Annotated in this window: 10 protein-coding genes and 1 pseudogene; 3 read left to right on the top strand and 8 right to left on the bottom strand. The window is 72.3% G+C overall.

Features of this window, described 5'->3' with window-relative positions; all coding sequences use genetic code 11:
* Positions 1–3: 3 nt before the first annotated feature.
* The 8 genes and pseudogenes from ACXN5W_RS05125 to pcaF form a co-directional block, all read right to left on the bottom strand.
* On the bottom strand, positions 4–1,416 hold the full coding sequence (locus ACXN5W_RS05125) for an aldehyde dehydrogenase family protein (RefSeq protein ID WP_473156976.1): 1,413 nt from the start codon (positions 1,414–1,416) through the stop codon (positions 4–6).
* On the bottom strand, positions 1,397–2,848 hold the full coding sequence (locus tag ACXN5W_RS05120) for a glutamine synthetase family protein (RefSeq protein WP_473156975.1): 1,452 nt from the start codon (positions 2,846–2,848) through the stop codon (positions 1,397–1,399). Before ACXN5W_RS05120 ends, ACXN5W_RS05125 begins: the two co-directional genes overlap by 20 nt.
* Positions 2,849–3,008: 160 nt before the next feature.
* Positions 3,009–4,625: an amino acid permease gene (locus tag ACXN5W_RS05115; protein ID WP_473156974.1), complete on the bottom strand. Its 1,617-nt coding sequence runs from the start codon at positions 4,623–4,625 to the stop codon at positions 3,009–3,011.
* Between the two features lie 231 nt (positions 4,626–4,856).
* Complete coding sequence (locus ACXN5W_RS05110; RefSeq protein ID WP_473156973.1) at positions 4,857–5,615, bottom strand: alpha/beta fold hydrolase; 759 nt, start codon at positions 5,613–5,615, stop codon at positions 4,857–4,859.
* Between the two features lie 190 nt (positions 5,616–5,805).
* Positions 5,806–6,306: a DUF456 domain-containing protein gene (locus ACXN5W_RS05105; RefSeq protein WP_473156972.1), complete on the bottom strand. Its 501-nt coding sequence runs from the start codon at positions 6,304–6,306 to the stop codon at positions 5,806–5,808.
* Between the two features lie 5 nt (positions 6,307–6,311).
* A pseudogene (locus ACXN5W_RS05100) lies at positions 6,312–8,489 on the bottom strand (putative bifunctional diguanylate cyclase/phosphodiesterase); the annotation flags it as partial.
* Between the two features lie 116 nt (positions 8,490–8,605).
* Positions 8,606–9,433, bottom strand: coding sequence for an SAM-dependent methyltransferase (locus ACXN5W_RS05095; protein WP_473156971.1), 828 nt, complete (start codon positions 9,431–9,433; stop codon positions 8,606–8,608).
* Between the two features lie 179 nt (positions 9,434–9,612).
* Complete coding sequence (pcaF, locus tag ACXN5W_RS05090; protein ID WP_473156970.1) at positions 9,613–10,818, bottom strand: 3-oxoadipyl-CoA thiolase; 1,206 nt, start codon at positions 10,816–10,818, stop codon at positions 9,613–9,615.
* Positions 10,819–10,973: 155 nt separating this feature from the next.
* On the opposite strand from pcaF, the gene ACXN5W_RS05085 reads away from it, so the two are divergent.
* The 3 genes from ACXN5W_RS05085 to ACXN5W_RS05075 all read left to right on the top strand — a co-directional run bounded on the left by ACXN5W_RS05085 (position 10,974) and on the right by ACXN5W_RS05075 (position 14,504).
* Entirely contained in the window at positions 10,974–11,642 is a 669-nt protein-coding gene (locus ACXN5W_RS05085; protein ID WP_473156969.1) for a DUF998 domain-containing protein, read from the top strand.
* 348 nt (positions 11,643–11,990) lie between these two features.
* Positions 11,991–13,301: a dicarboxylate/amino acid:cation symporter gene (locus ACXN5W_RS05080; RefSeq protein WP_473157081.1), complete on the top strand. Its 1,311-nt coding sequence runs from the start codon at positions 11,991–11,993 to the stop codon at positions 13,299–13,301.
* A 135-nt stretch (positions 13,302–13,436) separates the two neighbouring features.
* Entirely contained in the window at positions 13,437–14,504 is a 1,068-nt protein-coding gene (locus ACXN5W_RS05075; RefSeq protein ID WP_473156968.1) for an NADH:flavin oxidoreductase/NADH oxidase, read from the top strand.
* Positions 14,505–14,596: the final 92 nt, after the last annotated feature.

Here is a 14,596-nt window from a genome sequence, read left to right as displayed (position 1 = left end):
TCGTCACTCCTCGGTCGAGATGAACACGTTCTTGACGTCGGTGAAGGCATGCAGCGCGTCGGGGCCCAGTTCGCGGCCCAGGCCGGACCGCTTCATCCCACCGAACGGCGTCCAGTACCGCACCGACGAGTGCGAGTTGACGCTCAGGTTGCCCGACTCGACGGCCCGGGCCAGCCGCAGTGCCCGGCCCACGTCCCGGGTCCAGATCGACCCGGACAGCCCGTACTCGGTGTCGTTTGCCAGCGCCACGGCCTCGGCCTCGTCGGCGAACGGCAGCACCGAGACGACCGGTCCGAAGATCTCCTCGCGCCAGTGCCGGTCCGCGGTCGACTCGGCGAGCAGCACCGTCGGGGCGTGCCAGAAGCCCGGGCCGGCGGGGCAGTTCCCCGCGTACGCCACCCGGGCGTCCGCGACGTACGACGCCACCCGGTCCCGCTGGGCCGAAGAGATCAGCGGACCCATCTCGGCGGCCTCGTCCGCCGGGTCGGCCACCCGGAACGCCCGCACCGCCGGCTCCAGCAGTTCGAGAAACCGGTCGTACGCCTCGCGCTGCACCAGGATCCGGGACCGCGCGCAGCAGTCCTGGCCGGCGTTGTCGAAGACCGCGTACGGTGCGCTGGCCGCCGCCTTGGCCAGGTCGGCGTCCGCGAAGACGATGTTGGCGCTCTTGCCGCCCAGCTCCAGGGTCAGCCGCTTCACCTGGGCGGCGCAGCCGGCCATGATCCGGGTACCGACCTCGGTGGAACCGGTGAAACAGATCTTCCGGACCGCCGGGTGGGTGACGAACCGTTCCCCCACCACTCCGCCCCGGCCCGGCAGCACCGTGAACACCCCGTCCGGCAACCCGGCCTCGGTGGCCAGTTCGGCCAGCCGCAGCGCGGTCAGCGGGGTGAGTTCGGCGGGCTTGAGCACGACGGTGTTGCCGGCCGCGAGCGCCGGGGCGAATCCCCAGCCGGCGATGGGCATCGGGAAGTTCCACGGCACGATGACCCCGACCACCCCGAGCGGTTCGTGGAAGGTGACGTCGAGGCCACCGGGCACCGGGATCTGCCGGCCGGTGAGCCGCTCGGGCGCGCCCGCGTAGTAGTCCAGGACGTCCCGGACGTTGCCCGCCTCCCAGCGCGCGTTGCCCAGGGTGTGCCCGGCGTTGCGTACCTCCAGGTCGGCCAGCTCGTCGCGGTGGGCGTCCACCGTCGCCGCGAACCGCCGGAGCAGCCGGGCCCGGTCGGCCGGGGCGACCGCCCGCCACCGTTCGAACGCGACCGCCGCCCGCTCGATCGCCGCGTCGGTCTCCTCGACCGACGTCTCCGGGACCTCCGCGATCACCTCCCCGGTGGCCGGGTTGCGGACCCGGGTGACCCGGTGGGGTTCAGAGCCGTTCGAGACCCCGTGGGGCTCAGAGCCGTTCGAAACCACGGACCAGCTCCCAGTCGGTGACGGCGGCGTCGAAGGCGGCCAGTTCCACCCTGGCCTGGTTGGCGTAGTGCGCGACGACCTCGGCCCCGAACGCCTCCCGGGCGGTCTCGGACGCCTCCCAGAGGGTCAGGGCGTCCCGCAGCGTGCCAGGCACCCGGGGTGCGTCCGGATCACCGTAGGCGTTGCCGGTCAGCTCCGGCTCCAGCGGCAACCGCCGTTCGACGCCGTGCAACGCGCCGGCGATCAGACCGGCGATGGCCAGGTACGGGTTGACGTCCGCGCCGGGCACCCGGTTCTCCACCCGCATGCCCTGGCCGTGCCCGACCACCCGCAGCGCGCAGGTACGGTTGTCGACGCCCCAGCGCAGCGCGGTCGGCGCGAACGAGCCGGGCTGGTACCGCTTGTACGAGTTGATGTTGGGCGCGAACAGCACGCTGAACTCCCGCATGGTGGCCAGCAACCCGGCCAGCACCCGCTGCCCGGTCTCGGAGAGCTGGGCCGGGCCGTCGCCCAGCATCGCCGAGCGGCCGGCGCGGTCCCGCAGCGAGAAGTGGATGTGGCAGGAGTTTCCCTCCCGGGCGTTCGGCTTGGCCATGAAGGTGATCGACATACCCTCCTGGGCGGCGATCTCCTTGGCTCCGTTCTTGTAGATCACGTGGTTGTCGGCGCAGGTGAGCGCGTCGGCGTAGCGGAACGCGATCTCGTGCTGGCCGAGGTTGCACTCGCCCTTGGCGCTCTCCGGGGTGAGCCCGGCGCCGGCCATCTCGGTGCGGATCCGCCGCAGCAGCGGTTCCACCCGGGCCGTGCCGAGCAGCGAGTAGTCCACGTTGTACTGGTTCGCCGGGGTCAGCTCGCGGTAGCCGCGCCGCCAGGCATCCTCGTACGAGTCACGGAACAGCACGAACTCCAGTTCCGTCCCGGCGTACGCGCTGAGGCCGTGCTCGGCCAGCCGGTCGAGCTGGCCGCGCAGGATCTGCCGAGGCGACGCCACCACCGGACCGCCACGGTCACCCGTACCGGCACCGCCGGACCCAGCCCCACCAGACCCGGGCCCGCCACCCGGACCTGCACCGCCGCTCGGACCGGAACCAGTCGCCGGCCAGGCCAGGTCGGCCAGCAGCATGGCGGTGCCCGGCTGCCACGGCACCCGGCGCAGCGTCCGCAGGTCCGGCACCATGCCGAAGTCGCCGTAGCCGCGTTCCCAGCTGGACATCTCGTAGCCGTCGACGGTGTTCATCTCGACGTCCACCGCGAGCAGGTAGTTGCAGCCCTCGCTGCCGTGCCCGACCACCTCGTCGAGGAAATACGGCGCGTGGAACCGTTTGCCCTGCAATCGGCCCTGCATGTCGACGAGCGCCAGCACCACGGTGTCGATGTCACCGCCTGCGACGGCGACCCGCAGCTCCTCCAGGGTCAACGGGGCATTCGTCATGGCCGGGCCTCCATCACCAAGGTCTACTGGCTGAGCCGATCACCGTCAATGCCCCCCGGCGCGTCGTCCGCAAACCCGCCCGGGGGAAAGGAAGGGCACCTTCTTATCGCTTTTTGTATAGGAAGGGACCCTTCTTAACGGTCCTAACGGTCGGCGCCCGTCAGGGCGGGTCCCCGGGCACGGCGTCGACGGTCCGGCGCGGGCCGGTGAACCACCGCCGGGCCGAGAGGTACCACCAGCCGCCCACCAGCAGCAGCATGCCGCCGACCGCGATCGGCGCGTAGTTCACTGCCGACCAGCTGAAGTCGGCGTTGCCGGGAACCCCGGCTGGCACGATCGGCAGGATGAAGTACACCGAGATGACCGCGATCTCGATCACCGCGATCCAGCCGAGCGGCCGGGACAGCCGACCGAGCGTCCACGGTCCCGGTTCGAAGGCGTCGCCCATCCGCAGCCGCAGCGCGATCGGGATCAGGAACGCCAGGTAGAGACCGATGACGGCGACCGAGACGACCGCGTAGAACGCGACCGGCACCCCGGCCTTGCTCTGGTAGAGCGCCGGCAGGGTGAGCACGAGGCCGGCGGCGGAGGCCGCGAGGATGGCGTTGACCGGCGTGCCGTTGCGGTCGACCCGCGACCACAGCCGCCAGCCGGGTATCGCACGGTCCCGGCTGAAGGCGTACGTCATCCGGCTCATCGACGTCACGCAGCTCATCCCGCAGAAGAACTGGCCGATCGTGGAGACGATGATCACGGTCTTGTAGAAGAACGGGGAGAGTGCCGTCGCGAAGATCGCGCCGGAGAAGCCGCCCGCCTCGTTGATCGCGTCCACGTTGGTGGCCGCGAACAGGAACGCCAGCAGCAGGATCCAGCCACCGATCGCCGAGTAGAAGATGGACTGCCACAGCCCACGGGCCGCGGCCTGGGAGGCGCCCCGGGTCTCCTCGGAGACGTGCGCGCAGGCGTCGAAGCCGGTGATCGTGTACTGGGTGAGCAGAAAGCCCAGCGGCAACACGTAGAACCAGAAGGTCCCGTCCCCGGTGTCGCCGCCGAAGCCGGAGTTGTTGAACCGCTCGGTGAAGACGAACTGGAAACTCTGGTGCCGGTCCGGCACCAGCACCAGGATCAACACCACCGCCGCCGCGCCGGCCACGTGCCACCACACCGAGACGTTCTGCAGTACGTCGATGACCCGGTGCCCGAAGATGTTGATCGCGCAGTGCAGCGCCAGGATGACCACGAACAGGCCGAACGCCTGCGACAGCGTGCCGGCCCAGCCGTGGAACAGCGCGGACAGGGTGAGGTTGAGGAACGTGGCGCAGCCGTAGTCGACCGAGGCGGTCACCGCGACCAGGCCGATCAGGTTGAACCAGCCGGTGAACCAGCCGTGTACCGGCCGGCCCAGCTTGGCCGCCCACCAGTAGATCCCGCCGGCCGTCGGGTACGCGGACACCAGCTCGGCCAGGCAGAAGCCGATGATCAGGATGAGCAGCGAGATCAGCGGCCAGCCCCAGGAGATGGCCACCGGTCCGCCGTTGTTCCACGCCTGACCGAACGTGGTGAAGCAGCCGGCCAGGATCGAGATGATCGAGAACGAGATGGCGAAGTTGGAGAAGCCGCTCCAGGTGCGCCGCAGCTCCTGCCGGTAGCCGAGTTCGGCCAGCCGCCGGCTGTCCTCGTCGATCGGGCCACCATCTGTCGTACCGTCGTGGCCGGCCTGGTCGGGGGTTGGGTCGTCGGGACGCGCGTTGTCAGCGCTCGCGGACCGGGTGGTCATCGCCCACCTCCTGCGGGAGGGATGTGCGGCTGGCCTCGCCGGAGGGGGACCGGCCGGGCATCGCACACCGGTGCGCCAAGTCTCGACCCCACCGGGAAGCAAGGTCAATACCCGAACCGATCGCCCTGGCACGGTCCGCACCGAATGACCCGCCATGATCAGGTGTACGTCGGCGACGTCGTCCAGCCCCCGATGAGGTACCTGGCGTACACCTGATCAGGTGCGACAGAGTCAGTGGTGGCGGGCGAGCAGGTCCAGGATGAGTGGGTTCGTCCGGGCCGGGTCCTCCAGCGAGGGCAGGTGGCCGGCCCAGGGCAGCCGGACATGCTCAGCGCCCGGAATCACCTCGGTCAGGAAGTCGGCGGTGGACCGGAAGTAGTCGACATCCCGGTCGCCGGAGACCACCAGGGTGGGCGCAGTGATGGCCGAGAGGTCGAAGTCCTCGTGCCGGGCCGGGGCCGCCGACTCACCCGCCGCGAGTTGCACCTCGAAGGCGTGCCGCTGCATGCCCGCGACGAACTCCCGGGTCGCCGCCGACGCCTCGGGGCCGAGGAACGTGTCGACGTTCAACGCGGTGGCGCCCTCGACGTCACCGGCCTCCAGCAGCTCGTCCTCCCGCTCGCTGAAGGCCCGGATGGCGTCGGTGGGCGGATGCAGCCGGGTGGCCGGGCACAGCAGGCAGAGCGTGGTCACCCGGTCCGGCCAGCGAGCCGCGAACTCCTGCGCGACCCGCCCGCCGAAGGACGATCCGACCAGGGCGGCCCGGTCCACCCCCAGCGAGTCGAGCAGGTCACGCACGTCCTCCGCCTCGTTGTACGGCTCCTTGGCGACCGGCGTCTCGCCGTACCCCCGGAAGTCGAAGCGGATCACGTCGTGGCCGGCGTCGGTCAGGACCGGCCACTGCGGCTGCCACATCCGGCGGTCGGCAACGCCGGAATGCAGCAGTACGACGGCCGGACCACTACCGGCCCGATCGTGGGTAAGTGTCATGGGGCCGCAGCGTAGCCGGCCCGGGAAGGGGCCTCCACCGGTTTCGTCAGCAGGCACCGGCCGGCCGCGCGGTTCGCGCTCAACCCACTCGCCGGGCCACCCGCCCGACGGGGCCAACCGCGCGCTCGTGGTGCCACCGGTTCAGGCGACCAGGCTTCACCCTCGGTCAGGTGACCAGTCGCCGCCCGGCTCAGGCGGACAGCACGCCGACCATCCAGACGGCGGCGATGCCGAGGCCGGCGCACAGCTCGATCAGCACCGCGAGACCGGCGGCCTTGACGGCGAACTTGGTGGACGGCCACGCCAGCCGGGTTTCCTTGAGCCGGGCCAGCTCGGCCAGGAAGACCCCGAGGACGAAACCGATGATCAGGCCGACCACCGGGATGACGAAGAAACCCACGATCCCCAGCACCGCGCCGGCGAACAGGGACAGCGTCGGCACCCCACTGCGCTTGAGGTTGCGGCCGGGCAGCAGATACTTGATCACCGTACCGCCGATCGCCAGCGCCGTGGCGATGGCCAGCACCACCCACCGGCCGGCGCCGGCGTCGCTGAACAGCGCCCACCCCAGCACCCCGGCCCAGCACACCGGCAGGGCCGGCACACCGGGCAGCACCATCGAGACGAGTCCGACCACGATGGCCAGCCCGGCCAGCAGGGTCACGAGCCCGTTCGTGTCGGTCAGGTCCACACCCCTCAGCCTGCCGTACCCGCGCAAGGGCCGCCACCGGCCAGCGCCGTGTCGATCCGGGCGGCCGGCACCGGCGGGCCGAACCAACGCCCCTGCCCGGTGTCGCAACCGAGCGCGCGCAGCCGATCGGCCTGCTCGGCCGTCTCCACCGCCTCGGCCGTGACGGTCAGGTCCAGCGCGTGGGCGAGCCGGACCAGCGCGTCGACGATCCGCTCACCGCGGGCGCCGACCGGGTCGTCCAGACCCACCCCCTCGACGAACTCCCCCGCGAGCTTCACGTTGTGGATCGGCAGCTTGCGCAGGTACGCCAGGTTGGAGTAGCCGGTACCGAAGTCGTCGATGGCCAGCCGGACACCCAGTGCGGACAACCCGCGCAGCGACCGCAGCGGTTCGCCGGCGCTGGTCATCACCGCGCTCTCGGTCAGCTCCAACTGGAGCAACTCGGCCGGCAGGCCGGCGTCGCGCAGGGCCGCGGTGACCGTGCTGACGATGTCCGGGTCGCGGGCCTGGCGGGCGGCCAGGTTGACGCTCACCACCAACGGCTGCTCGGGATACCGCAGCAACCATTCGGCCGCGTCCGCGCAGGCCTGGCGCAGCACCCATCGGCCCAGCCCGACGATCAACCCGGTCTTCTCGGCCAGCCCGATGAACCGGGCCGGGCCGAGCCGGCCGAGCACGGGATGGTCCCACCGGACCAGGGCCTCCACCGCGCACGCCGACCCGACCCGGCCGGACCCGGCCGGCCGTACGTCGTCCTGGAGCGGAACGATGGGCTGGTACTCCAGGGTGAACTCGCCGTGCTCCAGCGCCGCCGGCAGCCGCGCGGCGAGCGCCGCCGAGGCGAGGTCACGGGCCCCGCGCTGCGGGTCGTACACGGCCCACCGGCCGCGTCCCTCGGACTTGGCCCAGTAGAGGGTCGTGTCGGCGGCCTGCATCAGCTCCGACGAGGTGGTGTCGGCCAGCCCGCCGTCCACCACCCCGACGCTGGCCGACACGGTGACCTGCTGGTCGTCCACCAGGATCGGTTCGCTGACCGCGGCCAGCGCCATCTCGGCCACCGCCACGACGTCGTCCCGGCCCGCGCAGTCCTCCACCAGGATGACGAACTCGTCACCGCCCATCCGCGCCACCAGGTGGCCCTGGCCGGCCACGAACGAGGCGAGCCGCCGCGCCACCACGACCAGCAGCCGGTCCCCCACGCCGTGCCCGAGGGTGTCGTTCACCGTCTTGAACCCGTCCAGGTCGAGGAAGCACACCCCGATCCGGGCGTCCGGCGCGGCGCTGCCGATGAGCGTGTCCAACCGGTCGAAGAACATCGTCCGGTTCGGCAACCCGGTCAGGGGGTCGTGCAGAGCCTGGAACCGTAGCCGCTGCTGCAACTCGTACCGCTCGGTGATGTCCTCGATCATCGCGACCGTGTATCGGGGCCGGCCGTCGTCGTACCGGATCAGCGAGGCGGCGCACTCGGTCCAGATCGCGGTGCCGTCCCGACGGTAGAAGCGCTTCTCCGTCCGCGCGGTGTCCCGCTTGCCCTCGACCAGTTCGGCGTACAGCTCCCACATCCCGGCGGCGTCGTCGGCGTGGAACAGGTCGGCGACGCTCATCCGCCGCAGCTCGTCGACGGTGTAGCCGAGCATGTCGGTGAAGGACTGGTTGACGTCCACGATCCGCCCGTCGATGTCGGCGATCCCGATCCCGACGGCGGCGCCGGTGAACAGCGCGCGGAACCGCGTCTCGCTGTCCCGCAGCGCCTGCTCGGCCTGATCCCGGGCCACCCAGGCGGACCGGGCGATCCGTTCCTGCTGGCTGAACGTCCGGTCCCGCAGCGCCCGGGCGAAGCCGGCGGCCAGCCCACCCTGCAACCGGGCCACCCGGTCCCGGTGGGCCGGTGAGTCCTGCCAGCGGGGCAGCACCTGCGGCAGCAGGTCGGCACCGAGGACCCGCACCGACTCGTCGGCGATCGCCGGTTCGGTGAGATGGGCGGTCACCAGGGCCCGCCCGACGGCGGCACCGACGGCTGCGTCGAAGGGCTCGGCGAGCACCGCCCGGGCCAACCGGCGGGTCAGCTCCAGCAGCACCTGCTCGGTCTCGGGGGAACTCATCGGCACGTACCCGAGCCGCGCGGCGGTGCGGGACCACCGGCGCGCGTACCGCTCGGCCCCGAGCCGGTCGTACTCCTCGCCGGGCTCCGCCCCGACTGCGAGGTCCGGGGCGTCTCCCGGGCCTGACCCGCCGCTCGGGCCTGGCGCGTTCCCCGGGTCTGGGGCGTCTCCCGGGTCTGGGGCGGGCAACGACACGGTCAGCGGGTCTCGTCCGCGCGGCGGTCGTTGCGCCCGACGCCGCCGAACGCGCCGAACCGCTCAGGGTGCTCGTCCAGGTCGGACGACGCGTCGGGCCGCCACAGCGGCATGTGTACGACGCCCGGTTCGAGCAGGGTGAAGTCGCCGAAGAAGCCGGTGATCCGGTCCCGCGAGCGCAACGTGATCTCGGTCGCGGTCCGCGCGGACAGCCGTTGCGCGTCCAGCATCTCCCGCGGCTGGTCCTCGTACGTGGAGTGGGAGATCACCAGATGACTGCCGGGCGCGGTGGCGGCGCGCAGGGTGGCCAGGATGCGCTCCGGATCGTCGGCGTCGGGGATGAAGTGGACCACCCCGGCCAGCAGCACCCCGAGCGGCCGGTCGAGGTCGATCAGGCCGGACGCCTTGGCCCCGTCCAGGATCCGCTCGGGCTCGCGCAGGTCACCGTGCAGCACCGTGGCGCGATCGTTGCCGGCGAGGATCTCCCGACTGTGCGCCACGGCGACCGGGTCGATGTCGACGTACACGACCCGGGCCGCCGGGTTGACCGTCTCCGCGACCTCGTGGACGTTGCCGACGGTGGGGATCCCGGAACCGATGTCGAGGAACTGGTCGATCCCCTCGGCCAGCAGCACCCGGACCGCGCGGCGCAGGAACGCCCGGCCGGCCCGCATGGTGTCGGCGAGGTTCGGCGTCATGCTCGCGATCTGCTCGGCCAACTGCCGGTCGACCTCGAAGTTGTGCGCGCCGCCCAGGAAGTAGTCGTACACCCGCGCCGCACTCGGCCGGCTGAGATCGATCTCCACGGGTAGCTCGTCCGGCTGTCCCATCGCCCGCCTCGGTCCCCTCGACGGCCGGCCCGACCGGCCTGATGATCAGACTCCGCCGCCGGCCACGCCGGCCCGACCGGCGTCAGCCGCCCGGTCGCCGCCGGACGCGGATGGCTCCCGAGCATACGGCGCGGCGGCGGCGGCCGGCAGGGGTGGGATCGACGAATTCGAGCCGTGACTCAGTTCGGCGCCTCCAGCAACAGGGCGATGCCCTGACCAACCCCGATACACATGGTCGCCAGCGCCCGGGCCGCACTCCGGTTGCGCAGCTCGATGGCGGCCGTCAGCGCCAGCCGGGCACCGCTGGCGCCCAGCGGATGTCCGAGCGCGATGGCACCACCGTTGGGGTTGACGTGCTCGGCGTCGACCGGCAGGCCCAACTCGCGCAGCACCGCCACCGCCTGCGCGGCGAACGCCTCGTTCAGCTCCACCACGTCGATGTCGGCCAGGTCGTGGCCGGTGCGCCCGAGCAGCTTCCGAGTCGCCGGCACCGGGCCCATGCCCATGATCCGCGGTGCCACCCCGGCCGCCGCGGCACCGCCGAGCCGGGCCAGCGGGGTGAGGTCGTACCGGTCCACCGCCGCCGCGCTGGCCACCAGCAACGCGACGGCGCCGTCGTTGACCCCGGACGAGTTGCCGGCGGTCACGGTGCCGCCGGACCGGAACGGGGTGGGCAACGCCGACAACTTCTCCAGGGATGTCTCCCGGGGATGCTCGTCGACCTCCACGAGTCGGGTACCGCGTCGACCCTCGGGCACCTCGATCGGCACGATCTCCTCGGCGAGCCGGCCGTTGGCCTGCGCCTTGGCCGCCCGCTGCTGCGACCGCAGCGCGAACTCGTCCTGGCTGGCCCGGTCGACGCCGTACTCGGCCGCCACGTTCTCGGCCGTCTCGGGCATCGAGTCGACGCCCCAGCCGGCCTTCATCTTCGGGTTCACCAGCCGCCACCCGATGGTGGTGTCGAACACCTCCGGGGTACGGCTCCACGCCGTACCGGCCTTGGGCATCACCACCGGTGCCCGGGTCATGCTCTCCACCCCGCCGGCCACCATCAGGTCGGCCTCCCCGGCGACGATCGCCCGGCCGGCCATCGCGAGGGCGTCCAGGCCCGAGCCGCAGAGCCGGTTCACGGTCGTGCCCGGTACCTGCTCGGGCAGGCCCGCGAGCAGGGCCGCCATCCGGGCCACGTTGCGGTTGTCCTCGCCGGCCTGGTTGGCGCAGCCGAGAACGACGTCGTCGACGGCCGCCCAGTCCACCCCCGGGTGCCGGGCGACCAGCTCCCGGATGGCGTGTGCCGCCAGGTCGTCCGGCCGGACGCCGGCCAGCGCGCCGCCGTAGCGGCCGATCGGGGTGCGGACACCGGAGACGAGGTACGCCGTGGTCATCGCTCAACCCTTCGTCGCGCCAACCGCGCTCCTCGTCCCGGTCCGGGAGTTCGGGCGCGGCGGGGGATGGACGGGTCGGGCGGTCCGGATAGCGGCGGCCGACCCGCCGGCCAGGATATCCGGCCCGCCGGAAAGCTCCCGGATAGGTTTACCTGGTGATCAACAACGGGTGGCCGCGCCGGGTGGCCGGGGCGCTGGCCGCGCTGTGTGCGGTGGCTGGCACGGCCGCGGTGACCGTCGCGCTGGTCGCCGGTCCCACCCCCGGATTCACCGGGTACGTCAGCGAGGCCGGCGTCGCGGGCAGCCGGTACGCCGGGACGTACCGGGCCGGTGTGCTGGGGCTGGCGGTCGGGTTGCTGCTGCTGGCCGTGGCGCTGGCACCTGTCGTTCCGATCGCCACCGCGCTGCTGGTGGCCGGCGGCGCCGCCACCGCGATCTCCGGGTTGGTGACCTGCGACGCCGGCTGTCCGCTACCGCCGTTCCAGCGGGCGGGGGTGGCTGACCTGACGCACGGCGGCGCCAGCATCGCGGCGGTCGCCTCGATCGTCTTCGCCATGCTGGCCGTCACCCTGTACGCGCCGGTCCCGGCCCCGCGCCGCCTCTCGGGTACGGCCAGTGCGGTGGCCCTGCCGCTGTCGGTGGCGGTCGGGCTGGCGATGCTGCTGGTGGGCCGGGGCCATGTGGTGGGGACGCTGGAGCGGCTGCTCCTGGCCGACCTGGTGCTCTGGGCCACCACCCTGGGCACCCTGCTGGCGCTTCGGCGCCCCGAAACGATGACCCGCGCCCTGGCTGACACCGCCCGGCCGGACGGTCGCGGCCGGTAGGTGGCCGGGGCCGGTCCGGTATTCCCAGCGGCCCGGTAAGGAGTATCACGACCAGCGCTCCTTCCTGGCGGAGCCGCCCCGGCGTATCGTCAGCCAACGATGACCAACATCTGGTTTCTCACCGTGCGCCTGTACGTCGATCTGCGACGGCAGGCCAGCGGCATCTGTCCGGGCCGGCACTGACCCGTCGCCACGTCGGCGACGTTGATCCCGCCACACCCGTCGCCACGTCCGCGACGTTGAGCCCGCCACCAGGCGGGCAGAGGTGACCCCCACAGACCCGCCCTCGGTCCGGTGAACCCGGTCCGTTCCCGAGAGAATCCGACTGGACATCCCATGCCTACCGCTCTGCGCAGAATCCCGTTCTCCGTCCAGATCCTCGCCGGCCTGGTGCTCGGCGTCGTCCTGGGCTTCCTGGCCCGTAACGGCGACGTCGCCTGGCTGTCCAGCACGCTGGGCACCGTCGGCAGCCTCTTCGTACAACTGCTCAAGCTGGCCGTACCGCCGCTGGTGTTCACCGCGCTGGTGGTCAGCGTCGTCAGCCTGCGCGGCGTGGCCAACGCCGCCCGGCTGGCCCTCAAGACCCTGCTGTGGTTCGGCATCACCGCGCTGGTCGCCGTGCTCATCGGCATCGGCCTCGGCCTGCTGGTCAACCCCGGCCGGGGCGTCACGCTGGACCTGGCCGGCGCCGCCCCGCCCAAACACACCGGCTCGTGGACCGACTTCCTCACCGGCATCATCCCGACCAACCCGGTGGGCGCGTTCGTCGAGGGCAACGTGCTGCAGATCGTCTTCCTGGCGATCGTGGTCGGTGCCGCGGCGCTGGCCGCCGGTGCCGTCGCCGAACCGTTCGTGGCGCTCAACAAGGCCGTCCTGGAAATCGTCCAGAAGGCGCTGTGGTGGGTCATCCGGCTGGCCCCGCTCGGCACGCTCGGCCTGATCGGGCACGCCATCGACGCGTACGGCTGGAACCTGCTGGCCCCGCTGGCGAAGTTCACCACGGCGGTCTACGTCGGGTGCGCCCTGGTGCTGTTCGTGGTCTACCCGACCGTGCTGGTCGCCGCCGGCCGGCTCAACCCGCTGCGCTTCTTCGCCGGGGCCTGGCCGGCGATCCAACTCGCCTTCGTGTCCCGTTCCTCGGTGGGCACCATGCCGGTGACCCAGCGCTCCGTGGAGCGGCTCGGCGTCCCCCGCGAGTACGCCGCGTTCGCCGTGCCGTTCGGCGCGACCACCAAGATGGACGGCTGCGCCGCGGTCTACCCGGCCCTGGCCGCGATCTTCGTGGCCCAGGTCTTCGGCCTGCACCTGCGGCCGGTCGACTACCTGCTGATCGTCTTCGTCTCGGTGGTCGGCTCCGCCGCCACCGCCGGCCTGACGGGTGCGCTGGTGATGCTCACCCTGACCCTGAGTACGCTCGGCCTGCCACTGGCCGGCGCCGGACTGCTGCTGGCCATCGACCCGATCCTGGACATGATGCGTACCGCCACCAACGTGGCCGGCCAGGCCCTGGTGCCCACCGTGGTCGCCGCCCGGGAGGGCATCCTCGACCGCGCCCGGTACAACTCGGCCGGCCGCCGCGACCTCGTGGACCCGACCCCGGCACCGATCCCCGAACCGGCACCGGCACCGGCACCATCCGCCGAACCCGTCCCCGCCTGACGGAAAGGAAGGGCCCCCTGTTATCGCTTTTTGTATAGGAAGGGGCCCTTCCTAACCTTCCGGCCTTCCTAACCTTCCGGCCCGCCTAACCTTCCGGCCCGCCCAGCCTTCCGATCCGCCGTCCGAGGAGTACCCGTGACATCGTTGTTCCGCCCGCTTGACCTGCGCGGGGTCACCCTGCCCAACCGGATCGCCATGGCACCGATGTGCCAGTACAGTGCCGATCCGGACGGGCTGCCCACCGACTGGCACCGGATCCACCTGGGCGCCCGTGCCGTGGGCGGGGTGGGACTCGTCCTCACCGAGGCGACCGCCGTCGTTCCCGAGGGGCGGATCAGCCCGCAGGACACCGGGATCTGGTCGGACGCGCACGTGGACGCCTGGCGACCGATCGCCCGGTTCCTCGCCGAACAGGGCGCCGTGCCGGCCGTGCAACTCGCGCACGCCGGGTTCAAGGCCTCGACGTACCGGCCGTGGGCCTCGGCAAGCGGCGGAGTGCCTGACGCCGACGGCGGGTGGACCCCGGTCGGCCCCACCGACCAGCCGTTCGTGTCCGGGTACCGGGTGCCGGCCGCGCTGGACGCGGCGGGCATCGACCGGGTGGTCGCGGCCTTCGCCGCCGCCGCCGGGCGGGCGCTGGAGGCCGGTTTCGCGGCCGTGGAACTGCACGCCGCGCACGGTTATCTGCTCCACGAGTTCCTGTCGCCGCTGACCAACACCCGCACCGACGGGTACGGCGGGGACCGCGCCGGCCGGATGCGGCTCACGCTGGAGGTCGCGCAGGCGGTCCGCGCGGCGGTGGGTGCCGACGTACCGGTGCTGGCCCGGATCTCGGCCACCGACTGGGTCGAGGGCGGCTGGACGGTCGACGACAGCGTCGTACTGGCCAAGGAGTTGGCCGCCGCCGGCGTGGACCTGATCGACTGCTCGTCCGGCGGCGCCGCCGCCCGGGCCGACATCCCGGTGGGCCCCGGCTTCCAGGTGCCGCTGGCCGCCCGGGTGCGCCGGGACGCCGGCGTGCCGACCGGCGCCGTGGGCCTGATCAGCGAGCCCGAGCAGGCCGAGGAGATCGTGGCCACCGGCCAGGCCGATCTGGTGCTGCTCGGCCGTGAACTGCTGCGCGACCCGTACTGGGCCCGGCGCGCAGCGACCCGGCTGGGCGCCGAGCCGCACTGGCCCGACCAGTACGTCCGGGCGTTCTGACGAGTGGATCGTGGGGTTTTTTTGTCCCCTCGCGGGGGGACAGAAACCCACCACCCCCCCCCCCGCCTCTGCCAGGACCCACCCTCGGGAGC

The organism is Plantactinospora sp. A48 (assembly GCF_055793945.1).
This window is presented reverse-complemented; position numbering and strand designations above follow the sequence as displayed.

What these genes read in the sequence shown, in the direction of transcription:
- pcaF (WP_473156970.1), bottom strand. Translation starts at nt 10,818, where the DNA reads ATGACCACGGCGTACCTCGTCTCCGGTGTCCGCACCCCGATCGGCCGC.
- ACXN5W_RS05120 (WP_473156975.1), bottom strand. Translation starts at nt 2,848, where the DNA reads ATGACGAATGCCCCGTTGACCCTGGAGGAGCTGCGGGTCGCCGTCGCA.
- ACXN5W_RS05095 (WP_473156971.1), bottom strand. Translation starts at nt 9,433, where the DNA reads ATGGGACAGCCGGACGAGCTACCCGTGGAGATCGATCTCAGCCGGCCG.
- ACXN5W_RS05115 (WP_473156974.1), bottom strand. Translation starts at nt 4,625, where the DNA reads ATGACCACCCGGTCCGCGAGCGCTGACAACGCGCGTCCCGACGACCCA.
- ACXN5W_RS05110 (WP_473156973.1), bottom strand. Translation starts at nt 5,615, where the DNA reads ATGACACTTACCCACGATCGGGCCGGTAGTGGTCCGGCCGTCGTACTG.